Here is a 20,829-nt window from a genome sequence, read left to right as displayed (position 1 = left end):
TTGAAATCCTCACACCTTCGTGCCTTTGTGTGAGACAATCGCTCCGATTCCGCGACTGATGCCGATTGCCAATCGGCGGCACAGCAGATTGCCAATCTGCGCTACGCTGACGCCCGGGTGCGCCCCCTCACGGCACGACATGGGCAAGTCCCTACCTCACTCGCGGCGCGACCTCTGTCCCAAGCAGTCGAATGGACTCCAGCATCTTCTCATGGGGCACCGCAGCCACGGTCATCTGAAAGTTCAGCCGGGAAATTCCGCCCAGATCCTTGCTGAGCCGGACGACCTTCTCTGCCACGGTGCCGGGATCGCCGATGAGCAGGGCTCCATTCGGTCCGGCCACCGCTTCAAACTGCGCGCGCGTGGTTGGGGGCCATCCGCGCTCCTTGCCGATGCGGGTGAAGGACTCCGCATAGCCGGGGAAGAAATCGTCTTTGGCAGCGGCGGTGGTTTGACCCACGAACCCGAGGCAATGCAGCCCCACCTTGAGCACTTCTGGTTTGTGCCCCGCCTCCTTTCCTGCCTGCCGATAGAGATCTATCAGGGGACGGAAATGCCGAGGGTCGCCTCCGATGATGGCTACCATCAACGGAAGGCCCAGTGTGCCCGCTCGGACAAAGGAGGCCGGAGTGCCACCGACACCCAGCCAGATGGGGATGGAATCCTGAAAGGGGCGAGGATAGACGCCCTGCCCTGTGAGAGGGGCGCGATGCCGTCCGGCCCATGTGACATGGGGCTCCGCACGCAGCTTTAACAACAGTTCGAGTTTCTCGGCAAAAAGCGAGTCATAGTCTCGCACATTGAGACCGAAGAGAGGAAACGCCTCCGTGAAAGAGCCTCGTCCTACCACCAGCTCTGCGCGTCCTTTCGAAATGAGGTCAAGAGTCGCGAACTCCTGAAACACACGGACAGGATCGGCTGCGCTGAGCACGGTGACGGCGCTGTTCAGGCGAATGCGCTGGGTGCGAGCGGCTGCGGCCGCCAGGATGACGGCGGGTGCAGAATCCAGGAACTCACTGCGATGGTGCTCGCCAATGCCAAAGGCATCCAGACCGGTCTCGTCCGCGAGGGTGATTTCCTCAAGCAGGTTGCCCAGCCTCTCGGCTGGAGAGATGGCGTTGCCGGAGGTGGTATTGGTGGACGTTGCCACGAAGCTGTCGATCCCGATTTGCATGGTGTCCTAGGGATACGTGTCGCCAAACGGGGTAGTGACAGAAGACTTCAAGACACAAGACTTGGAGCCGGGGGGGCGGGGGTGTTCTGACCGCGTCGCCAACTGCCAACTGCAATCTGGACTATCCCCTGCGACGGCGCATCGCCCAGACCACCAAAGCGGAACTGAACAGGAGCATGCGCCCGGGTTCCGGGGCGGTGGAATACTGGATGAACTCGACCGATTCGTAGTAGGCGGCCCGCGCCGTCTGGCTGGCGGACTGCGAGTTGTTGTCGCCCCAATAGACCAGGTTTGAGCCTGCGGCGGCCCCTTGATTGCTGCCCGCATAGTTGGTGAGCCAGACTTCGCCGTCTATGGAGACTGTGGCGAGTTTTGTGGTGGGATCATACACCATGGAGTAGTCGTGATACCCTGGGTCCAATGTCCTGCTTGTGCCTCCAAAGAGGGAAACAACTGTGCCGCCCGTGGCATTGCGGCCAAACATCAGTGCCCAGGCGCGCCGGTTGCCCAGCCCGTCATTGGCCGCCAGAAAACCAACCCAGGTGTTGCTGCCTGTGCTCCAGGCGGTGTTTTCGTTGGGATCAAGCGTGGGCACCTTGAGGGTGGCGTTGTATTCCCACCCCGTGCTCAGGATGTCGGCAGTCTTTGGGGCGGTGAGGACGGCTTGATAGTACAGACCAGTGCCTCCCGATGCCTCACCCGGATCGTAGATGCGCCAGGACTCCCTGTTGCTGTCCGCCGTGTCCGTGTAGGCGGAGGTGACGATGGTGGTGGCCCCACTCGCGCTTTTGGCCCAGCCTTCCGTCGTAGGATCAGTGGCTCCCTCGTGGGAGTACAGGACTGTGGCCGCCTTGAGGGTTGTGGAAACAACTATCAGAGTCGGGATCAGGAACAACCGCAGGCAGTGCCATCGCATGATGGCGCAGGATCATGCACGACGCATGCCACTGAGGACCACGGGGTACATAAGTACCAGTGTCCGTCAGTTTGTGAAAAAGCTGTTTTTGTCAGGGATGGCCTCATCGCTTCTGGAGGCGGCCACTCAGTGCGGACTTGGTTTTTTTGTCGGCGTTCTTCGCCCTGAGTAGGTCCTGTTCAAAAACTTGGGAATTCATGCGGGACGGCGGGGCGACTGCCAGGAGCCGGTTCTTGCGTGAGGGTGATCATGGCCACTCCGGCGATCAGAGAACCAACGGCAATCCAATGACGTGGGGCAAGTCGAGAGGGGCTCATGAGCGAATGGGGAAGGGGTTTTTATGAAGATGCGTTCGGTCCGCCTTATTTGGCCGGCGCGGCATTCCACACCTTGATGTCGTCGTAGAACCCATCCTTGCCCGCCACGCCCAGCTCGATCTTGGACTTGGTGATGTGTGCGATGCCAGAGGACTTCAGGTAAGCGGCAGGTTCGCCATCGAGAGTGACGCGCATTTCGTCTCCCACGGTTTCCACCACCAGGTTGTACCATTTGCCCGTCTCAAGCTTTGCTGGGTAGGTGACCTGACGGCCTGCCAACAGTTTGTTGGCCTCCGCCTTCTTGGCTGGGTCGGTGCTGTTGCGCATTTCACGGATCTCATTCTTCATGCCTCCATCACGTTCGTCGATGATGGTCACACCATTGAGGCGGACCTGGGCCCTGCAGAGGTGGCCATAGTGAGCGCCGGTGTACTTGCGATCATCGAACTCAACATCGATCATGGTTGCGCCCTCAAACTTGATTTTCACTTCCACCACGCTGTCCTTGGTGGGGATCTCCAGGCCGTGGACGGCGGCATGGGCGGTGACCGCCGGTTTGCCGTCAGCGGCGGGAATGTTCTGGTCGCGGGTCTGGGTGCCCTTGAGCATGCCATTCTCCACCGCGAAAGTTGGCACTACCTTGTGCCAGACGGCGGCCGGAGTGGCTCCTTGGAAATCATCCGAGAATAAGAGCTCCTTTTTCACGGCGATCGACTTGGAAGGGACCTTGGGCAGTTTGGGGGCGTCTGCCGCCGATGCAGAGGTGAGACCAGCCAGAAGGAAAGGCAGGGCAAGCAGAGGTCTGCTGAAATGAAGGGTGCGTGAATTCATGGAGGATGCTATACGGCGGGGTGGCGGGTTGCTCTATCGGGGCAATCACAGGGTATCGGCGTTTGCCTGCCCAAGTGAAGATGAGTTCATCTCGGACAAGGTTCTCCCGTCCAAATTCCGGAATTTCCGACTTCTTCATCGAATGAAACTTCCTCTTGCTTACCTTGCTCTGACCCTGCTGTCTGTACTGCCCCTGGCCGGGCAGGAGTTGGTCCAGACGGATCTCGTCATCTATGGCGGCACCAGCGCCGGGGTGGTGGCGGCAGTGCAGGCGGCCAAGATGGGGCGCAGCGTGGCCTTGATCGAGCCTGGCCAGCACTTCGGCGGGATGAGTGTGGAGGGACTGGGGGGATCGGACATCGACAACCACAAGCCCTTTCAGAACAGTCCTGCAGTGGGAGGGCTGACGCTCCAGTTCTACCGTAAGGCGGCGCGCAGATACGGGAAACTGGCGGAGTTCGATGAAATGCTCAGAACGGGGGAAAAGAAACCGGCACTGTGGCGTTTTGAGTCGCATGTGGCGGAGGAGGTGTTCTCCACCTGGATGAAGGAGTTCCCAAGGATCCGGCTGTTTCCGGGAACCCGGCTGGCAGACGCAGGCGGCGCGGTGAAGGAGGGGCCGCGTCTTGTGGCGCTCAAGGCGGAAGGTGGCCAGGAATTTCGGGGCCGGATGTTCATTGATGCCACTTATGAAGGCGACCTGCTGGCGGCGGCTGGCGTGAGTACCACGGTAGGCCGGGAGGGCAATGCCAAGTATGGGGAGACGCTGAACGGCATCCGTGCCAACACGACCTACAATCAGTTCTCCGTGCGGGTGGATCCTTACAAGACGCCTGGGGACCCATCCAGTGGCCTGATTGCCTGCATTCAAGACGGGGTGGTGGGCGAGCATGGCGCAGGAGATGAGAGCATCCAGGCCTACTGCTTCAGGCTCTGTCTCACGAAGGATCCCGCCAACCGCATTCCCTTTGCCAAGCCTGCTGGCTACAACCCCGAGGATTACGAGATCTACCGGCGCTATGTGAAGGCAGGGGGGAAACTCTGGAAGCCCGGCCCGGCCCTCCCCAACGGCAAGACGGATCTGGGCTCCTGGCATGATCTCTCCGGCAACCTGATCGGCTGGAATCACGAATGGCCCACGGCCAGCTACGCGCGCCGGCAGGAGTTGTTAAAGCGCAGCTTGACCTTCATCCAGGGGCTCTGCTGGTTCTCCGCCAATGACCCAAGCGTGCCTGAGGATGTGCGGCAAGCCTGGTCCCAATGGGGCGTGTGCAAAGACGAGTTTCAGGATCACGGCGGCTGGCCGCGCATGTTATACGTGCGCAACGGGAGGCGCATGATTAGCGACTTTGTGCTTACTGAGGCGCATGGACGGAAGGAGAACCAGGTGGCGGTGGAGGACGCTGTCGCGCTGGTCTGGTGGCCGTTTGATCTCCACAACGCCCGCAGGATCGTGAAGGGCGGAGCGGCCTGGAATGAAGGCACGGTGTTTGGTGGGTACAAGTGGGCTCCTTTTGGTGTGAGCTATCGCTCCGTGGTGCCCAAGGCCGCAGAATGCGTGAATCTGCTCACGCCCACCTGCCCCTCCTCCAGCTATGTGGCGTACGGGGCTATCCGCCTGGAGTGGACCTTCATGGTGATGGGTCAGTCTGTGGCCACAGCTGCCGTGCTGGCCATGGACAGCGGGGTGCCGGTGCAGCAGCTGGACTATCAGGAGCTCAAACTGCGCCTTGAGAAGGACGCGCAGGTGTTGGACGTTCCCTGATGCAGGCGACGCACGACCCTGACGGCGGCAAAGGTGACATGGGATTCGAGGGGAACATCGCCCGGTTCACGGGATTCTCCGCCCACTATGATGAGGTGCGCCCTTCGCCTCCGCAGGCACTGGCACCCTTGCTGTGTCGCATGGCGGCCGTCGAGCGGCCCCGGCTTGTGGTCGATCTGGGTTCAGGCACCGGCTTGTCCACCCGCTACTGGTCGGGCAAGGCAGATGCGGTGGTCGGGGTGGAGCCGTCCGACAGCATGCGGGAGCAGGCCGTGCAGACGTCTCTGCCGGGAGTGAGCTATCGCCGGGGCTTCTCCCATGAGACGGGGTTGCCGGGAGGCATCGCGGACTTGGTGACGTGTGCCCAGTCGTTGCATTGGATGGAGCCGGAAGGGACCTTTAAGGAAGCGGCCCGGCTGCTGCGCCCCGGCGGGGTCTTCGCCGCCTTTGACTATGACTGGCCTCCGGCCACAGGAGTCTGGCAGGTGGACCAGGCTTATGAGCAATGCATGAAGACCGCGCGCGATCTGGAGCGACGTCACGGCGTGACGGAGCAACTCCGGCAGTGGGAGAAGGAGGGGCACCTGGGACGCATGAAAGACTCCGGGAACTTTGCCTACGTGCGGGAGGTGCTGGTGCATCACGTGGATGACGGCACGGGGGATCGCCTCTTCGGGCTCGCCACCAGCCAGGGCCATGTGCAGACCCTGCTGAAGCTCGGTGTCGGGGAGGATGAGGTAGGGCTCACCGACTTACGCGAGACCTGCCGGACGATGCTGGGAAACAACGTCCGGCCTTGGTACTGGAGCTGCCGGGTGAGACTGGGCGTGACGCCGCTGGATTGCAAAAGCCATATTGTATTCACTTCCAACAATTGATGAGCGCGGCTTATCCCTGTAAGGGATAGACCCGGACATCCACCCCCGGAGAGCCGACGACGTGGTCGGGCGGGCGACCGGGGCTGGCAAAGCCCTGCATCTGGAGGATGCGGTCGTCCCAGGCATTTACTTGCGCCGGGACAAGGGGGTAGGGCTCGTGATGCACCTGACCGCGGAATATCCCGCGTGGTGTGTGTGCAAAAAGCAGGTAGCGCTCCGCCAGGAAGAACTCCAGTGTGCCCGGCTCGGCAAGGGTGGGGGTGGCTCCCAGCTGATAACGGAATTCAGAGCCCTCGGGAGCGCCGACCCGGTGGCAGCGGTAGTGAATCTCCTTCCCCGTACCAAACTCTGCCGTCATCCGGGCATGCTGGTAGGGCAGGTGGAAGAAAGTCTGCGCCGTCCACACGGCGAGGGGCTGGTTGCAGTCCAGCGAGTAGAACCAGACCCCCGGGCGGCCTTCGTCATCGTGCACATAAGTGCGGACGTTGAGCTCGAGGAAATAGCTCACCCAGGGCACGGCAGGAAGGTATCGAGGGCGGATGTTCCGCATGAAGAACGGCACCAGGCCGACCCAGGCGCTGCCGCCAAAGGTATCCACGTGCAGCCCAGAGGGCAGTGTGCGCTGAATGGCCGCGGCGTCCCACTCCCAGTGGAGGAAGAGCAGGTGACTCCACGTCTGGTACATGACATGGGGGTGCGGCGGTCGTGCGCGCACCCCCAAGCGGTGATCCAATGTCGGCTGACCCATGGAAAACGGAGTGATGGCCGGACATCCTCCGGCCTGGGATCAGGCGTCGATGATGTTGCCGCAGACAGACTGCTTGCTGAGAATCAGCCCGGAATCTGCGCGCTGACGGAACAGCAGGAAATGCGGAGTGGCGCGATGGGCCTCCAGGGCGGCCAGGTCATCGTAGCCTTCTGTGAGCGTGAAGAGGTTGGGCTTGTCCACGCTCTGGCTGATTTCAAAGCGACGGCAGCCGGGCTCCTTGGTGCGGGCATCAGCGGCTTCCTCCGTGATGTACTGGATGAATTCTTCCACGCGCTCGGGGTGGACTTCAACGGTGACAATAAGGGAGATCATAGGGAAGTGGGTGGTGATTGGGAAACGCAGGCAGGTGCGCAGGCGTTCTTTAGCCGGGGGCCAGATAGCGGTAAAGCGCGAATCCCAGCAAGGCTGCTCCGAGCGCGATGGAGCAGGACATCACAAAGGTGCTGGCGCGGCTGTTCACCGGTTCGTCAGGAGGGATCAGGTAAGTATCCGGCGTGGTGCCTGGTATGGTCTGGACCAGTCCGCCAATGCCGCCGCCCAGCGTGATCAAGCCGAACAACACTGCATAGACGATCAGGCGATCTGAGTTGGCGAAGAGATTCGGGCATTGCCAGAGCGCCAGAAATACCCCAGCGCCTGCACCCAAAATGTAGTACATGATGACAACTGCCCAGGAAAAGCCGCCCATGGAGGTCAGGGTACAGTGATTTCGAGATTCAGTTCCGGCGCATCCAGTGGCAGGGAACTGACATTGGGCACCGTGACTTGATGCTCGCCTTCACCTACGACAACGGTGTAACTTCCGGCGTTGAAGATCTTCGGCCGAAACTGGCTGCCCTGAATCCGCAAAGCATAGACGGTCTCGCCTGAAGATTCCTCCACGATGCGAACGACGGGGTCTTTGGCTCCTGAGATTCTCAAAGTGGGTAGCCAGCCCAAGGGTGCGCGACCGTAGTTGTCCTGCTGGCGGATCGTGACCGGCCACCCGGTGACGGGTTTGTCGTTGGTGACGACTGCACCGCGTTTCCAGAGTTCGAAGGTGATTTCGCGGGTGCTTTTGCGGAAGCGGGCGATGCCATAGCCCACGCCCATGTTGTTCTCCGGCACGGCATTGAAGTAGGCGCGCATGGTGAGCTTGTTGCCGAAGCCGTCGTAGTAGTCGCCTGTGGCGGGGAGAGCAGACGTTGCGTCGTGTCGCTTCGGCTTTTCAAGCGGATCCCAAGATCGCGGGTAGATGTTGGCGATGGCTGGGGAGGCGAAGGCCCAGGGCGCATCTCCCCAGGCGTTGATGCCGTACTGGCACACAGTGGAGAGATGCTGGTCTCCGCAGAGGTGCACGGCAAAGCCCCGGCGAATCGCCCGCAGCGCGGCGTTGCGCCCGCTTTGGGGCCAGCCATTGCAATCGAGATCTGCGAGGAGCCGGTCCGCTTTTCCACCATGCAGATGGGCTGTACCCACGAACGGGGTTTGGGAAAGAACGCACTTCATCTCCACACCATTCCAGGAGCTGGTCCAGCTTTCCAGGAACTTGAGCTGGCGGGCACCCAGCAGTTGGGCCTCCGGTACGTCGATGCTCTGGCGGTCATAGTTGGGGTCGTTGATGTGATCCGGGCGGGGGCCCATCTGGGGCACCAGTCCCGCAGGCCCGGTCTTCCACTTGCGATCTTCGAGGATGGCGAAGTCGATGCCACCGAGCTGGAGGGAGGTGTAGTACACGGTGATGCCGTTCTTCACCGGGGTGGGATCCACGGGGTCTGGCAGGTGCCCACACTGGGCCCGCTGGACCATGTTCACGTAGGGCACGGGCATGAAATAACCGCCATCGCTGCCGGTCGGGACCCGGGAGATTTCACCGCCTTCACCCCAGAGGTTCGGGTGGCCCACGTCATGATCGTCCGGAATGGTCACCACGGGGCGGTCCCGGCATATTTCCCCGAACTGCCGGCCAAAGAGCAGCCAGGCGGCATAGTGCTCCTTGTGGTCGTAGCTCTGGTCTCCGGCGAAGAAGAGCAGGTCAGGATTCTGGGCCTTGATGTTGCGGATGATGTCCTCCCGGGGCCCGCGGTCGTTGTTGCCATTACAGGAAAAGTTCGCCACGACAATCTCGTCCTTGTCCACCGGATTGCGCCGGATCAGGCCTTCATAAATGGAACCGCCCGCGTGGGTAATGCGGTAGCGGTGGTCCCCGGCTTCGTCCCAGGGGGAGACGCGGAACTGGGCCATCCACCCCAGCTCCTCCACGGGCGCTTCCGAGAGAGGTTGCCACTTGCCATCCCTTATCACCTCAAGCGTCAGCTTGCGCTCCTCGCCGTCTATCAGGGGGTAGAGGAACGCGGACATCTTGAGGATACCGCTGCTGGTGGTGTAGAGCGCGAAGCAGATGAGCTCGTTTCGTGGAACATTCGGGACGATGAGCGGCTCACGTTTTCTGGGCGGCGGACTCTCAGTTTGAGGTGGAGACTCGGCGGAGAGCAGGAGGGAGGGCAAAAACAGCGTGACGAGGACGGGAAAAAGTCTTTTCATGGCGGGAGCCGGGCGTTGCCTCACGGGTGACTTTCCTGTGTTGGTTGGCGAAAGTTTGCCACGTGTGATCCCGTATTGGCAAGCCACGAATCAGGAACCTCCCATTGTCTTCGCCATGAACTTCCGTCTCCTCACAGGAATCACCGTTTTGTCCATCGTAGGATTGTCGCGTGGTGCAGACAATCCGCCCGCGGTCGCGCCTGCTCCACAGGCACCGGCATCTGCGCCCGCACCCTCGCCTGCTCCTGCTCCTGCGCCCGCAGCGGCTCCAGTTCCAGCCGCCGCGGCTCCGGCGGCGGAGAACAAGCCTGCTGAGCCAGCCAAGAAGCCGGAAGAAAAGAAACCTGCGGAAGCCAAGCCCGCAGAGCCCAAGAAAGACGAAAAGAAGCAGGACGCCCCCAAGGCTGCGGAGGCCAAGCCGACCGAAAAGAAAAAGGATGACAAGCCTGCCGCTCCTCCGCAAGTGCCGGTCTTCAAAGACAGGAATCTGGAAACAGCGGTGCGCAAGCAGGTATTCGCCAAGCGGGACAACAATGAGCCGCTCTATGCCACCGACGTGGAGAACATCTCCTTTGTCCAAGGCAAGGGAATGAAGATCACCGACCTTTCCGGCCTGGAGCAGTGCAAGGCGCTGGCGCAACTGGAACTGGCCAACAATCAGGTGAAAGACGTCACACCGCTCAAAGGCCTGGAGCGTCTGCAGTTTGTGGATCTGGCGGGGAACCAGGTGGAGGACATCACTGCACTGGGCACCCTGAAAGGACTGCAATACCTCGAACTCACCGGCAACAAGGTGAAGGATGTCACGCCGCTGGGGGGCATTCCCGCGCTCACCTCCATCTACCTGTCCGGCAACCAGATCGCTGATGCGAGCCCTCTGTTCAAACTGCCGAAGGCATCCTCCCTTTATCTGGATGACAACAAGCTGACCAGCATCGGCGGCATCGGTGCCTTGAAGTGGCTGGGCATGCTCTCGCTCAAAAACAACCAGATCGTGGATGTGGCCCCCCTGGAGCCTCTGACGGAGTTGCGCTGGATTTTTCTGGATGGGAACAAGGTGGTGGATCTTTTGCCCTTGCAGCGGATGCTTAAAAAAGACCTCGATGGAGCCCGGCGGTTTGCTCCTTACTTGAACCTGTACTTGGGGGGGAACCCGTTGTCCGAAGATTCCAAGAAAGTGGTGGAGGAACTGAAAGCGGCCCATTTGCGGATCAATCCCTGACGAACGGGGCAGTCGGGCCTGTGGCCCATTTCGCCGGGCACATGGGGCTTGTCAGCCCCTGTGCCCTCGCTTATAGATGCGCCGAACTCCCATGAGAAAACTGATACTGTCTTCCCGCTCGATGGCTGCATCCTGGACACTGAAAACCGGTGCTCTGCTGGTTTGGGCTGCCGCATTTGGTCTCTCCTCCTGTGCTACCGGGAATCGGCATCAGAAGCCCGCCGCTGAGCCCGCCAAGTTTGTGATGTACCACTGGGAGGGGGACGGTGTGCAAGGGGAGCCCTCCATCGTCATCTATCTGGATACCCAAAAAGCAGAGTTCTACCGCGGCAAGAAGCTGGTGGGATGGACCTATGTGGCCACCGGGAAGCCTTCGCATCCCACGCCTTCCGGCAAGTTCCGGATCATCGAAAAGACGCCAGACAAGATTTCCAACCTGTACGGCAAGTTGCTGGATGTGGACGGCAAGGTGGTGGACAGCGATTTCAACCTGAGCAAGGAGGAGGTGCCGGAGGGGCACCAGTTTTCCCCCGCACGCATGCCTATGTTCCAGCGCCTTACCAATGATGGCGTAGGACTCCACGTGGGTCCTATCCCGCGCCCTGGTGCGACGGCATCCCACGGCTGCATTCGGGTGCCACGTTACATGGCCCAGAAGTTTTTCGCCAACACGGCGATCGGTACCCCGGTGACGATCTTGGCGAAGTCGCCGGACAAAAAGGATTGATGAGCGAATTCCGGGTTTGGGGGGCGCTCGTCCATTTCGGCCAACACTCCCAGATGATAGGCAACTCGAGGTTGTTTGGGCGCGGGTAGGCCAAGAATGCGCCAGCGAAAGGAGGCGGTTTTTTTCAACCCTGCTCTGTTGTACGTTCCTCGCGCGATGCTTTCACCCCGGGCCAACCAAAGGAGTGAAGGTTGGACGTTGAGGGGCGTAGCGGCTTGAGTTTGTTGCTTGGACACTGCTCCCTCTTGTCACCATCGGCGGTTGTGCTTGAAGGACAAACCGCCGCTCCTTGACCTGTAACAAAAAAGGCGAACCTTACGGTTCGCCTTTTTTCACGAAATCAAAATCAGACCGACAGCTTAGTTGCTCTGCGTGCGGCTGTAGCGGGCTTGGGAGGTGAAGCCGAGCTGAGGGGGGAATTCCTCATAGCCGTACCATGTGTCGAAACGCTCGTCCTTGTTGTAAGGGGGCTTGTAGCCGCCTTTGTAGGCCGGGAAGGGGAAGGTGACCAGTTCGAAGAGGCCATAGCCCACGCGCACCAAGGTGCGGGAGGTGCCTTCAACCACCATGGAGGTGGCGGCAGCATTGACGCCGTCCTGACGCTCCACCTTGCTCCAGGTCGTGGGATACTCCGTCACGCCATAAGCCAAGTTCGCCAGTGAGCGGGAGAGCTTGCGGCTCCAGTTCCATTTAGCCCCGGGAGGAGCCTGAATGTCCGCGAAAGCGAGGCTGCCCAAGGTGAGGGCACCGACAAGCATGAGGGTGATACGATTTTTCATGAAAGAATTAAGTGAAAGTTAGCCAATTTTGCCGTGCTTTGGCAAGAAGGAAAGGATCAAAAAGTCCAGAAAATGAGCAGGTGGCGAATTCTTCAGACTCAAAATCGCCAACGGTGCCTCCCCTGGTCGTCACTACCTATTCCACATCATCGCCCGCTTCGGTGAGACGGACCATGGGGAGCTGCTGTTCCTCGATCTCGATAGGAGGATGGATCAACTCTTCAAGCCGGTACTTGAGTGCCTGAAATTCTGAAGAAGTGCATTGCGCCGGGCTGCGAGGGCGAGGGACGGGGTTCTCGATAAACTCCACAACACGGCCTGGATTGGCACCGAGGACGAGGATGCGGTCGGACAGGTAGCAGGCCTCGTCCAGATCGTGGGTGATGAACAGGATGGTGACGTCCACCTTGCGCCAGATTTGGAGCAGGTAGCTCTGCATCTGAGCCCGGGTCTGGGCGTCCAGGGCGCCGAACGGCTCGTCCATAATCAGGACGCGGGGTTCGTTTGCCAGGGCGCGGGCGATGGCCACCCGTTGCTTCATGCCTCCGGACAGCTCATGAGGATACGAGTTCTCAAACTTGGACAACCCCACCATGTCGAGCCACAGACCCGCCTCGTTCTCGGCCGTGGATTTGTCCTTGCCCCGCATCTCCAGCCCGAACATGACGTTCCGCTTCACCGAGAGCCAGGGGAACAGGGTGTACCCTTGGAAGACCATGCCGCGATCTGGGCCGGGGCCGGAGACGGGTTGACCATCCAGAAGGATCTGCCCCCCGGAGGCATCGTCCAGGCCGGCGGCGATACGGATGAAGGTGGACTTCCCGCATCCTGAGGGGCCAATGACGGTGATGAACTCCCGCCGATGAATGTTGAAGCTGAGGTTGTCGAACACCGTGCGGGTGCTGCCGTTGGACCCGAAGTCCTTGCGCAGGTTGTCCACCGTCAGGATGACCGGCCGCTGGTAGAGCCGCTTGAAGCGATCTGCCACTGCTGGATCCTGAGTGCGGTAGTCAGGAGGAGGTGCCAAAGGGGAGGCGTTCATGCGGATGGCGGAATGTCAGAAGCAGCCGGGGAAGTTTTGGACGGCGGCGCGGGTGCTGAAGCAGTGGAGCCCGCGGTATGGATCGATTTTTTCAGCGGTTTGATGAGACGGGAGATTAGGCTTCCCAAGAAGGAGGGGCCGCGATTGCGCCGCCGCCAGGGGAAGATCATGGTGCCGAGCTTGGCCAGGAGGATGTCCGTACCCAGGCCGATGAAGCCGATCAGGCAGATGGCGGCGTACACGTTGTCGAAATTCCGATAGCGCGCCTGCTGGTTGATGAACCAGGTGAGCCCGGAGGTGGCTCCGATGATTTCGGCGACGATGAGGTAGGTCCATGCCCAACCAAGAAGGATCCGCATGTCCGTAAAAATCTCCGGGATGCTGGAGGGAATGATCACCCGGGTGACCAGTTTCCTCCGGGAGGCACCCAGGGTTTGAGCCGCCTCGATCAGACCGGGATCCACCTTCCTCACCGTGTTCGCAATGACGAGGACCTGTTGGAAAAAGGTGCCGATAAAGATGATCGCCACCTTGGGCGCATCATGGATGCCGAGCATGGCCACACAGAGCGCGCCAAATGCGGGTGCGGGGAGATAGCGGAAGAACTCAATGAAGGGCTCGTGGAGACGGGAGAAGAAGCGGAAGGAGCCGCAGAGGATGCCAAGTGGGACCCCGACGAGTGAAGAAAGCAAAAAGCCAGAGGCAATGACCTTGATGCTGTGCCAGAGGCTCTGGTGAAGCCAGGGCTCGCCTGGAAGACGAGGAGGGGTGGTGAAGGCTGTGTAAAAGGCCCGGGCCACCTCGTGAGGAGCGGGCAGGTAAACGGGATTGACGCGAGTTCCCGAACCAGGTGCCAGGCCCTCGGCAACGGCCTGCGCGTTGGCGCGGTCAAAGTCAGCCCTGGGCAGGTCCATCCCTTCAGAAAACATCTCCACCTCGCCCGCATCAATGACATGCACCAGAGGGTGCCACAGCCAAGGGACGTAGGAGACGATTGCCCAAAGCACGAGGGGGAGGAGAAACGACGCTGCGCCGAGCAGCCAGTTCCGCCGGGGCGGGAGTTCCTTTTTGAGGCCGAGAAAGTCCGAATCGCGCTTGGGGGGAGGTGAGGATAGAGCCATAAGTGCGTCGGGAATTCAATGAGTGAGCAACCGCACAGGACGTGCCAGTCCCGGATTGGAACTGGTCACGTCCGGGCGGTGGTGGTGGCTTACTCCAGACTCTGCAGGAGGCTGGGGGCGACGTAGGAAGCTGGCTTCTGCGACTCTTTGTAAACCTTGTTGTCCACATTGAACTTGTCACCGATCGTGAGTGACCCGTAGAGGGAGCCCAGGCCGTCTCCCTTCTTCATGACCGCCTTGGCTTCCTTCAGAGTGAGGAACTTCGTGCCGGGAATGTTCTTCTTATATTCGACGGGGTCGGCACCGACTTTGGCAGCCATGATTTTCACGGCATCATCCTCGGTTTTGGGATCGAGGATGTAGTCGATGCAGCGAAAGTACACCTTGAGGAACTTGCCCCAGTCGTCCTTGCGATCATTCAAGCTGACGGGATTGACCGCGACCACGTCATAGATGAGACCAGGGGCGTCTGCACTGGTAAACAGCGGCGTGGAGTTCGCCACTTGGGTGAGGGCTTGTCCAGCGATGGGGTACCAAGCTCCAATGGCGTCCACCTGACCAGAGGCCAGGGTCTGGGGAGTGTCGTTGGTGGCAGCATTGACGAGCTCCACATCGCTTTGTTTGAGCCCATTCATCTCCAGCGCTTTCAACAGTAGGAGGTGTTCCACGAGGGTCAGCTCCAGGCCCACCTTCTTGCCTTTGAGATCCTTGATGGACTTGATGCCTGGTTTGCCGATGATCTTGTCGTTGCCGTTGCTGTAGTCTGTCGCGGCGATGATCTTGCTTTTCGCTCCGTTAGCACCAGTGACCAGGGCGTCGGTATGCACGGCCAGGACGGCGTCCACCTTGCCCGCAGCAAAGGCATCCAAGGAAGGCAGGTATTCGAACCAGAGCAATTCCACATCCACCCCGGCCTCTTTGAACCAGCCCTTTTGTTTGGCGACCTCCAGCACGGTCCAGCCCGGCCAGTCAGAGTAGGCCACCTTGAGCGGCTCGGCCTGGAGCTGGAGCGCGCAGCCCAGGGCAGCGAGAAGAGAGAGGATCTTGATCTTCATGATGAGAGGGTCAGTTCGAGTGTGTTACCTTTTTGCTAAAACGTGTGCACTTAAGAGCCTGCACGACGACGGTGGAGTGCTCGGAGTCATATGTGCAAGCAGGTGGCAGGCCAAGCTCCCGCAGGTTTTTACGGCAGGCAGCAAATGCTCATCATGTGCCGGGCTGGCAGCAAAAGGGTGCTGGCGGGCGGCATCTCACCAGATCAAGTCTGGGCATGCTGCACCCGGCCCAGCGCGAAGCGCTTCCTGGCGTAAGCTGGATTGGGGGGCGTGCGGCAGCGGCTTGCGTACCTGCCTTTGCCCTCTCGTCATCAGCGAATTCAAGAACGCGGACGGCGACGACGCGTCAACATCAAGGTGACGGCGAGCGTCAGAAGCAGTGCCCGACTGGGTTCAGGGACGGCTCTCAAGAACTGGTCGCTGGTGAGAACAGAATCCGTGAAGCGAAATTCATCCATCCAACCGTCAAAAGCGCGGCCTCCGCCTCCTTGACCGATAAGCAGCGGATTGTCGTCGTAAACGAGATCGGGCTCACCGCCACTGAGCGTACCAGTGCCGATCGAGACGTAGTCCAGATAGATGGTAAACCTCTTCCCGGTGGCGTCATAAGTGACGGCATAATGATGCCAGTTTCCATCCGCTATGTTTTGAGTGCTGCTGATGGACTGGTTAAACCCGGGAGGAGCGGGGCTGGTCGCGATTCCTATCGCCTGGTGATCGGTGCGCACTCGCAGAGTGTTGTTGCTGTTCGTATCCACGAGCCAGCTTGAGCCACCCCCGTCCACCCTGCTTTTGGAAACGAGAGTGGGGTATTGAATGGAATCTTGAACTTTGATGAAGGCCTCGACGGTGAAGCTGCTGGGTTCGAGGAGTGAATCATTGCCGATGGGATCCTGAACGGTGATTCGTCCGCCATCGCCACTGGTCACCGTCCCCGTGTTGTCAAACTTCAGCGACGAGGTATTGCTGGCGTTGAGGATCTCTCCGCCTATGCCATTGGTAATAACCGGGCCGACAGTCTGGGAGCTGTACTTGGGTGCCTGGCCGGAGCCTGAGGCGCTGGCGGTGCCGTTCAGACCGTAGGTGGAGGAGTCTGTGATTGCGGAAGCAGCCGCTCCATCGGTGCCGTTAAACTGAAAATAAATCAGTGTAGAGGCCGCACAGGGCCGCGATGCGGCCAGAAGCGCTGCTGCTGCCAGAGTGCTGGCCGCGGCAGGAATCAGTCGGGGGATGGAAAAAAAGTGCATTTCTACAAGGTGGCCCAACGCTTACGGTTGGTATTCACCCTGTATTGCAAGCTGATACTGTTTCCTTGTGATCTAGGCCAGCAGATGGTTGTACACCGGGTTGCTCATTTGCTCCCCGATCTTCTGGGCAAGGTTGGCGGCTGGAATCTCCATCTGGTCACGGGTGGCCAGATTCTTCAGCACCACGATGGGGTATTCCCCACCGATGATGGCGGCAAAGCGGGCCTTGGAATTCTCTGCTGCTTGAAACTGCTTGTTCACCTTCTGCGGAGTGAGGCTGTAGTCCACACGCCAGCCCGCGGTGCGGAGCTGGGTGACGGTCTGGAGGGCCTCGCGGCGTCGGGTTTCATCCGCCAACAAGACATAGACATCCACGGATACGGACTGGTCCATGTCCCGCTTCATCTGCTGCTGGGCTGCCGGGGTGGCTTTGATCAGCTCGCCTAGAACGACATCTCCCATGGCAAAGCCGCAGGCAGACATCTGAACTGCCCCATCGCTGAGGTGGCCCACGAGGTTGTCGTAGCGACCACCGCCCGCGATGGCCCGCAGACCGTGTTTGACGTCGAAGGCTTCGAAGACCGTGCCGGTATAGTACGCGAGGCCGCGCACAATGCCGGGATCGATCTTGACATACTGCCAGAGATCACGGGCTTCGAGATTCTCCCGAAGCTCTGCAAATATGGGATGGTCCGCGCTGATGCTGCTGATAAAGGCTTGAACCTTCTCAAGGCTCATTCCCAGTGCCTCAAGCTTGGTATTGGTGACTTCTGCGGGCGTGCGCTCCATCTTGTCGATGATCTGGAGGAACTCACCGCTCTGTGTTTCGTTCAGCTCATAGGTGGACTGGAACTCGGTCCAGAGACGGCGGTCACTGAGGCGGATGATGAAATCACCCGGCTCCAGCGCAAAGGAGCGAAGGCTCTCAATGGCCAGGGCGACCAGCTCCGCATCGGCTGCAGGGGAGGCCTCACCAAGGATGTCCACGTTGAACTGGTAGAACTCCCGCAGACGGCCCCGCTGCTGTCGCTCATAGCGGTAGCAGGGACCGATCTGAAACCACTTGAGGGGCTTGGGGAAATCACGCTGACGGGCTGCTGCCATACGAGCCAGGGTAGGCGTGACTTCAGGACGCATGGAGACTTCCTCCTCGCCCTTGGTCGTGAAGCAAAAAAGCTGCTGGGTGATCTCGTCCCCGCTCTTCTTCTTCAGAAGATCGGTGCTCTCCAGAGTGGGGCCCTCATATTCCACGAACCCGTGACGTGAGGCGACACTGCGCCAGCGTTTGAAGATGGAGTTGCGCAGAGCGCAGTCTTCAGGGAAGAAATCGCGGAAGCCTTTGACGGTCTTGAAGCCAGACATGGAACCCTACTGATGCAGCAGAGCACGGGATCGCGCAAATGGATTGGCGGCTTTCGGCCGATCAAGTGGCCAGCAGGATGCTGCTCAAAAGGCTAGTTGGCCGGAGTGCTGGCCTTCTTGGAGGCTTTTTTTGCAGGTGTCTTGGCGGCCGGCTTGGGTTCCTTGACAGGTTTCGCTTCCTTTACCGCCTTCGCCTTGGGGGCCGCCTTTAGGGTGGTTGGCTTGGGCTCCGGGAGGGAGGACAGGAAGTTGAGAGAGGGCACCCAGGCGCTGCTGCCGTCTTCACGAATGAAGTCCCCGTCCAGAACAATCCCGCGCTTTTTGAAATCAAGGATCTCTGCGACGGTGAAGGCTCCGAATTCGGTGAAGTTGCGGCTGAGGTAAACTTGGGTGCTCATGTGATAGGTGGAATGTTTTGGATTCAGGGGATAGCCCTGAGATTAGGGAACCCCAATCGAACAAATTGTCACTCACTGGGCCTGAATTCGGGCCAGGCCCCTGCAATGAATGTATTTTTAGCATGTTCCATGCCGAATTGTCATGGGGAGGGGTGAAGAGAGCGCTGGACAAGGGCTTGCACCCTCGCATCATCGCTGCACATGTTGCTGGAGTGGATGCAGGTGCGGGATTTTCGTTGCTTTACAGAAGCGCGTCTCGCGCTGCATCCTGAGACTACCCTGCTGGTTGGAAAAAACGGGCAGGGCAAGACATCATTGCTGGAGGCGGCGTGCGTGCTGATGCGTTTGCAATCACCCCGAACTTCCACGCGCTCGGACCTGATCCGATTTGGTGCCCAGACTTGCGTGACCGAGGGGGTGGTAGGGGGGCGGAAGCTGAGAGTGGCCCAGAGCCCGACCGCGCGTCGGGTGGCGGTGAATGACTCCGTCTGCCCTCGGGCTGGGGACTACCTGATTCAGTCCGCCCGGGTGGTGTGGATGGATCACTCTGATATGAATCTTGCCCGCGGCGGGGCAGAGCACCGCCGACGGTACCTCGACTTTGCCGCAGCCCAGCTTTTCCCGGAATACTTGAATGCTCTCAAGAGCTACGAGCGGGCGCTCCGCAGCCGGAATTTTCTCTTGAAGCGGGACGCGGTCATTTCTTGGCGACAGGTGGATGCCTACGGTCGCATCCTGGCCGAGCATGGTGCTGCGATCCGTCGGTGCCGGGATGAACTGGTCCAAAGGGTCCAAGAGCCAGTCACTGAGGCTCACTTGGGCCTCAGCGCTGGCGTGGAGCCTGGGGCGGTGGCTTACGTGCCAGGTTACCCCGGGGAGGATCTAGAGGCTGCCCTCATGGAAGTGCGGGACAGTGAAGCCCGGCTCCGGACCACTCAGGTAGGGGTGCATAGGGATGATCTGGCGCTGACCATTCACGGCCGGCCAGCAGGCGCTTTTGCCTCCGAGGGGCAGCAACGCACGCTCTGCCTGGCTTTGAAGCTGGCCCAGGCCAGAGTGCTGGAGGAGGCGCAGGGGGAACCCCCTCTGCTATTGATCGACGATATTTTTGGCGAGCTGGACAAAACCAGGCGTCAAGCCCTCCTGGCTTACCTGCCGGCGCACGGCCAAAAAATCATCACCACCACCTTCACAGATTGGGCCAGTGAGACTGGCGTAGGCGGAATGGTCTATGAGGTTCAGGATGGACGGCTAAAAGAGGGTGGAATATGATCCGGGTGAAATAAGGTTTTTGGCTGCGTCGGCAAAAAAGGCCCTTCTTTTACAAGACCGTGGATTCCGCTTGCAAACCAAAGAGGGAGAACGATAGGCGGGGGGAAAATTCGTCGCGCAATCCCGTTGCCTGTAGTGGTATCCGCCCTGGAAATCTTTCCCTTGACGAAAATTAGCAGGGTTTTTTACTTGAAGGTCAACGGTTTGGAATTGGGCGTCGTTTTCATTTCCTGATTTTTCGGTTTTCTTTGATATCTTTCTCTCAAGCTAACGCCTGACTGCCTTTTTTAGCTCTTTTCCACCCTTTCTATTTCAACAACCTCATGTCGTTTTTCAGAAGCTTATTCGGATTTGCATCCAGTGACATTGGCATCGACCTCGGCACCGCCAACACCCTTGTGTATGTGAAGGATCACGGCATTGTCCTACGTGAGCCTTCCGTGGTGGCAGTGAAAGCGGGCACCAACGAAGTGGTGGCCGTGGGAGATGATGCCAAGCGCATGCTGGGGCGCACTCCCGGGAATATCGTAGCCATTCGTCCGCTCAAGGATGGCGTTATTGCCGATTTCAAGGTGACGGAGGCCATGCTTCGTCACTTCATTTTGAAGGTTCACAATCGCCGCAGCTTCGTGCGTCCGCGTGTGGTGGTGGCGGTTCCGTCGGGCATCACTGAGGTGGAGAAGCGTGCCGTCAAGGAGAGTGCTGAGCAGGCTGGCGCTCGTGAGGTCTATCTGATCGAAGAACCGATGGCGGCTGCTATCGGCGTGGGCCTGCCCGTGCAAGAAGCGGCTGGGAACATGATTGTGGACATCGGTGGGGGCACCACCGAGGTGGCGATCATCTCGCTGAGCGGCATCGTGTACAGCCGCAGCGTCCGTGTGGCAGGTGACGAGCTGGATGAAGCCGTGATCAACTATATGAAGCGTGCGTACAACCTCATGATCGGTGAGCGCACGGCGGAGGAGATCAAACTTCGTATTGGCTCGGCCTACCCACTGGGCAAGGAGACGACGATGGAGGTAAAGGGCCGTGACATGGTGGCGGGTCTGCCAAAGACGATCACCATCACGAGCCAGGAAGTTCGCGAGGCCATGCTGGAGCCGCTGAACACGATCATTGATGCAGTGCGCACCACGCTGGAGCGCTGCCCCCCTGAACTCTCCGCCGACTTGGTGGACCGCGGCATCATGCTGGCGGGTGGCGGCGCGTTGTTGCGCGGCCTCGACAAGCTTCTACAGGAGGAGACGGCTCTGCCGGTTCACGTGGCCGACGATCCCCTCAGCGCTGTGGCGGAAGGTGCAGGCCGGGTGCTGAGCGAGATTGAGTTTCTCCGCAAAGTCAGCACCAACGAATAGGCGGTCATGGATACCAACGGTCAGACCCGTGAGCGCTGAGACTTCAGCGTTCCCGGGCTGGCGGCTTTACAGGGGA

At 59.9% G+C, this 20,829-nt stretch carries 20 protein-coding genes; 6 read left to right on the top strand and 14 right to left on the bottom strand.

The features are described 5' to 3' along the window. Nucleotides 1-151: 151 nt before the first annotated feature. From VSP_RS17865 to VSP_RS17855, 3 genes are all read right to left on the bottom strand, one after another. A complete protein-coding gene (locus VSP_RS17865) occupies nt 152-1,174 on the bottom strand; it encodes an Atu2307/SP_0267 family LLM class monooxygenase (protein ID WP_009962406.1) in 1,023 nt (340 codons plus the stop codon). A 121-nt stretch (nt 1,175-1,295) separates the two neighbouring features. Beyond that, a complete protein-coding gene (locus VSP_RS17860; protein ID WP_157210948.1) occupies nt 1,296-2,090 on the bottom strand; it encodes a PEP-CTERM sorting domain-containing protein in 795 nt (264 codons plus the stop codon). A 362-nt stretch (nt 2,091-2,452) separates the two neighbouring features. Beyond that, complete coding sequence (locus tag VSP_RS17855; RefSeq protein ID WP_009962404.1) at nt 2,453-3,238, bottom strand: hypothetical protein; 786 nt, start codon at nt 3,236-3,238, stop codon at nt 2,453-2,455. Between the two features lie 142 nt (nt 3,239-3,380). Between VSP_RS17855 and VSP_RS17850 the strand changes: the two genes are divergently transcribed. Then, a complete protein-coding gene (locus VSP_RS17850) occupies nt 3,381-5,003 on the top strand; it encodes an FAD-dependent oxidoreductase (protein ID WP_009962403.1) in 1,623 nt (540 codons plus the stop codon). Continuing rightward, the gene (locus tag VSP_RS17845) at nt 5,003-5,881 is read left to right on the top strand and encodes a class I SAM-dependent methyltransferase (protein WP_009962402.1); all 879 of its coding nucleotides are present in this window, start codon (nt 5,003-5,005) and stop codon (nt 5,879-5,881) included. The genes VSP_RS17850 and VSP_RS17845 overlap by 1 nt, the downstream gene beginning before the upstream one ends. A gap of 10 nt (nt 5,882-5,891) precedes the next feature. Here the strand turns inward: VSP_RS17845 and VSP_RS17840 are convergent, their stop codons facing one another. The 4 genes from VSP_RS17840 to VSP_RS36060 all read right to left on the bottom strand — a co-directional run bounded on the left by VSP_RS17840 (nt 5,892) and on the right by VSP_RS36060 (nt 9,173). Next, the gene (locus VSP_RS17840) at nt 5,892-6,566 is read right to left on the bottom strand and encodes a YqjF family protein (RefSeq protein WP_009962400.1); all 675 of its coding nucleotides are present in this window, start codon (nt 6,564-6,566) and stop codon (nt 5,892-5,894) included. Nucleotides 6,567-6,668: 102 nt separating this feature from the next. Further along, the gene (locus VSP_RS36065) at nt 6,669-6,962 is read right to left on the bottom strand and encodes a putative quinol monooxygenase (RefSeq protein ID WP_009962399.1); all 294 of its coding nucleotides are present in this window, start codon (nt 6,960-6,962) and stop codon (nt 6,669-6,671) included. A 49-nt stretch (nt 6,963-7,011) separates the two neighbouring features. Next, nucleotides 7,012-7,338, bottom strand: coding sequence for a hypothetical protein (locus tag VSP_RS17830; protein WP_009962398.1), 327 nt, complete (start codon nt 7,336-7,338; stop codon nt 7,012-7,014). A gap of 5 nt (nt 7,339-7,343) precedes the next feature. Then, complete coding sequence (locus tag VSP_RS36060) at nt 7,344-9,173, bottom strand: metallophosphoesterase family protein (protein ID WP_009962397.1); 1,830 nt, start codon at nt 9,171-9,173, stop codon at nt 7,344-7,346. 115 nt (nt 9,174-9,288) lie between these two features. Here VSP_RS36060 and VSP_RS36055 point away from each other — a divergent pair, with 115 nt between their 5' ends. Both VSP_RS36055 and VSP_RS36050 read left to right on the top strand, forming a co-directional pair. Beyond that, complete coding sequence (locus VSP_RS36055) at nt 9,289-10,395, top strand: leucine-rich repeat domain-containing protein (RefSeq protein WP_157210947.1); 1,107 nt, start codon at nt 9,289-9,291, stop codon at nt 10,393-10,395. Nucleotides 10,396-10,516: 121 nt separating this feature from the next. After that, on the top strand, nt 10,517-11,122 hold the full coding sequence (locus VSP_RS36050; protein ID WP_009962394.1) for a L,D-transpeptidase family protein: 606 nt from the start codon (nt 10,517-10,519) through the stop codon (nt 11,120-11,122). Between the two features lie 359 nt (nt 11,123-11,481). Here the strand turns inward: VSP_RS36050 and VSP_RS17810 are convergent, their stop codons facing one another. The 7 genes from VSP_RS17810 to VSP_RS17775 all read right to left on the bottom strand — a co-directional run bounded on the left by VSP_RS17810 (nt 11,482) and on the right by VSP_RS17775 (nt 18,126). Continuing rightward, a complete protein-coding gene (locus tag VSP_RS17810) occupies nt 11,482-11,901 on the bottom strand; it encodes an exosortase system-associated protein, TIGR04073 family (protein ID WP_009962392.1) in 420 nt (139 codons plus the stop codon). A 136-nt stretch (nt 11,902-12,037) separates the two neighbouring features. After that, nucleotides 12,038-12,943, bottom strand: a complete 906-nt coding sequence (locus VSP_RS17805; RefSeq protein ID WP_009962391.1) for an ABC transporter ATP-binding protein — start codon at nt 12,941-12,943, stop codon at nt 12,038-12,040. Beyond that, entirely contained in the window at nt 12,940-14,064 is a 1,125-nt protein-coding gene (locus tag VSP_RS17800) for an ABC transporter permease (protein WP_009962389.1), read from the bottom strand. Before VSP_RS17800 ends, VSP_RS17805 begins: the two co-directional genes overlap by 4 nt. Nucleotides 14,065-14,153: 89 nt before the next feature. Further along, nucleotides 14,154-15,119 (bottom strand): ABC transporter substrate-binding protein, encoded by a 966-nt coding sequence (locus VSP_RS17795; RefSeq protein ID WP_009962388.1) that lies wholly within the window; start codon nt 15,117-15,119, stop codon nt 14,154-14,156. A 320-nt stretch (nt 15,120-15,439) separates the two neighbouring features. Next, nucleotides 15,440-16,366, bottom strand: a complete 927-nt coding sequence (locus VSP_RS17785; RefSeq protein ID WP_009962386.1) for a LamG domain-containing protein — start codon at nt 16,364-16,366, stop codon at nt 15,440-15,442. A 72-nt stretch (nt 16,367-16,438) separates the two neighbouring features. Next, nucleotides 16,439-17,728, bottom strand: coding sequence for a histidine--tRNA ligase (gene hisS / locus VSP_RS36045; RefSeq protein ID WP_009962385.1), 1,290 nt, complete (start codon nt 17,726-17,728; stop codon nt 16,439-16,441). A gap of 92 nt (nt 17,729-17,820) precedes the next feature. Further along, nucleotides 17,821-18,126 (bottom strand): hypothetical protein, encoded by a 306-nt coding sequence (locus VSP_RS17775; RefSeq protein ID WP_009962384.1) that lies wholly within the window; start codon nt 18,124-18,126, stop codon nt 17,821-17,823. A gap of 201 nt (nt 18,127-18,327) precedes the next feature. Between VSP_RS17775 and recF the strand changes: the two genes are divergently transcribed. After that, entirely contained in the window at nt 18,328-19,398 is a 1,071-nt protein-coding gene (gene recF, locus VSP_RS17770) for a DNA replication/repair protein RecF (protein WP_009962383.1), read from the top strand. Nucleotides 19,399-19,721: 323 nt separating this feature from the next. Continuing rightward, nucleotides 19,722-20,753 carry a rod shape-determining protein gene (locus tag VSP_RS17765; protein ID WP_009962381.1) on the top strand — a complete coding sequence of 344 codons (1,032 nt, stop codon included), beginning with the start codon at nt 19,722-19,724 and terminating at the stop codon, nt 20,751-20,753. The last annotated feature ends 76 nt before the right edge of the window (nt 20,754-20,829 follow it).

The organism is Verrucomicrobium spinosum DSM 4136 = JCM 18804, assembly GCF_000172155.1.
Classification (GTDB): domain Bacteria; phylum Verrucomicrobiota; class Verrucomicrobiia; order Verrucomicrobiales; family Verrucomicrobiaceae; genus Verrucomicrobium; species Verrucomicrobium spinosum.
Note: the sequence above shows the minus strand (reverse complement) of the source record. Positions and strands in the feature narration are given on the sequence as shown.

Bases quoted from the DNA above. Each gene is read 5' to 3' on its own strand.
- VSP_RS17865 (WP_009962406.1), bottom strand. From the start codon at position 1,174: ATGCAAATCGGGATCGACAGCTTCGTGGCAACGTCCACCAATACCACC.
- VSP_RS17860 (WP_157210948.1), bottom strand. From the start codon at position 2,090: ATGCGATGGCACTGCCTGCGGTTGTTCCTGATCCCGACTCTGATAGTT.
- VSP_RS17855 (WP_009962404.1), bottom strand. From the start codon at position 3,238: ATGAATTCACGCACCCTTCATTTCAGCAGACCTCTGCTTGCCCTGCCT.
- VSP_RS17850 (WP_009962403.1), top strand. From the start codon at position 3,381: ATGAAACTTCCTCTTGCTTACCTTGCTCTGACCCTGCTGTCTGTACTG.
- VSP_RS17845 (WP_009962402.1), top strand. From the start codon at position 5,003: ATGCAGGCGACGCACGACCCTGACGGCGGCAAAGGTGACATGGGATTC.
- VSP_RS17840 (WP_009962400.1), bottom strand. From the start codon at position 6,566: ATGTACCAGACGTGGAGTCACCTGCTCTTCCTCCACTGGGAGTGGGAC.
- VSP_RS36065 (WP_009962399.1), bottom strand. From the start codon at position 6,962: ATGATCTCCCTTATTGTCACCGTTGAAGTCCACCCCGAGCGCGTGGAA.
- VSP_RS17830 (WP_009962398.1), bottom strand. From the start codon at position 7,338: ATGGGCGGCTTTTCCTGGGCAGTTGTCATCATGTACTACATTTTGGGT.
- VSP_RS36060 (WP_009962397.1), bottom strand. From the start codon at position 9,173: ATGAAAAGACTTTTTCCCGTCCTCGTCACGCTGTTTTTGCCCTCCCTC.
- VSP_RS36055 (WP_157210947.1), top strand. From the start codon at position 9,289: ATGAACTTCCGTCTCCTCACAGGAATCACCGTTTTGTCCATCGTAGGA.
- VSP_RS36050 (WP_009962394.1), top strand. From the start codon at position 10,517: ATGGCTGCATCCTGGACACTGAAAACCGGTGCTCTGCTGGTTTGGGCT.
- VSP_RS17810 (WP_009962392.1), bottom strand. From the start codon at position 11,901: ATGAAAAATCGTATCACCCTCATGCTTGTCGGTGCCCTCACCTTGGGC.
- VSP_RS17805 (WP_009962391.1), bottom strand. From the start codon at position 12,943: ATGAACGCCTCCCCTTTGGCACCTCCTCCTGACTACCGCACTCAGGAT.
- VSP_RS17800 (WP_009962389.1), bottom strand. From the start codon at position 14,064: ATGGCTCTATCCTCACCTCCCCCCAAGCGCGATTCGGACTTTCTCGGC.
- VSP_RS17795 (WP_009962388.1), bottom strand. From the start codon at position 15,119: ATGAAGATCAAGATCCTCTCTCTTCTCGCTGCCCTGGGCTGCGCGCTC.
- VSP_RS17785 (WP_009962386.1), bottom strand. From the start codon at position 16,366: ATGCACTTTTTTTCCATCCCCCGACTGATTCCTGCCGCGGCCAGCACT.
- hisS (WP_009962385.1), bottom strand. From the start codon at position 17,728: ATGTCTGGCTTCAAGACCGTCAAAGGCTTCCGCGATTTCTTCCCTGAA.
- VSP_RS17775 (WP_009962384.1), bottom strand. From the start codon at position 18,126: ATGAGCACCCAAGTTTACCTCAGCCGCAACTTCACCGAATTCGGAGCC.
- recF (WP_009962383.1), top strand. From the start codon at position 18,328: ATGTTGCTGGAGTGGATGCAGGTGCGGGATTTTCGTTGCTTTACAGAA.
- VSP_RS17765 (WP_009962381.1), top strand. From the start codon at position 19,722: ATGTCGTTTTTCAGAAGCTTATTCGGATTTGCATCCAGTGACATTGGC.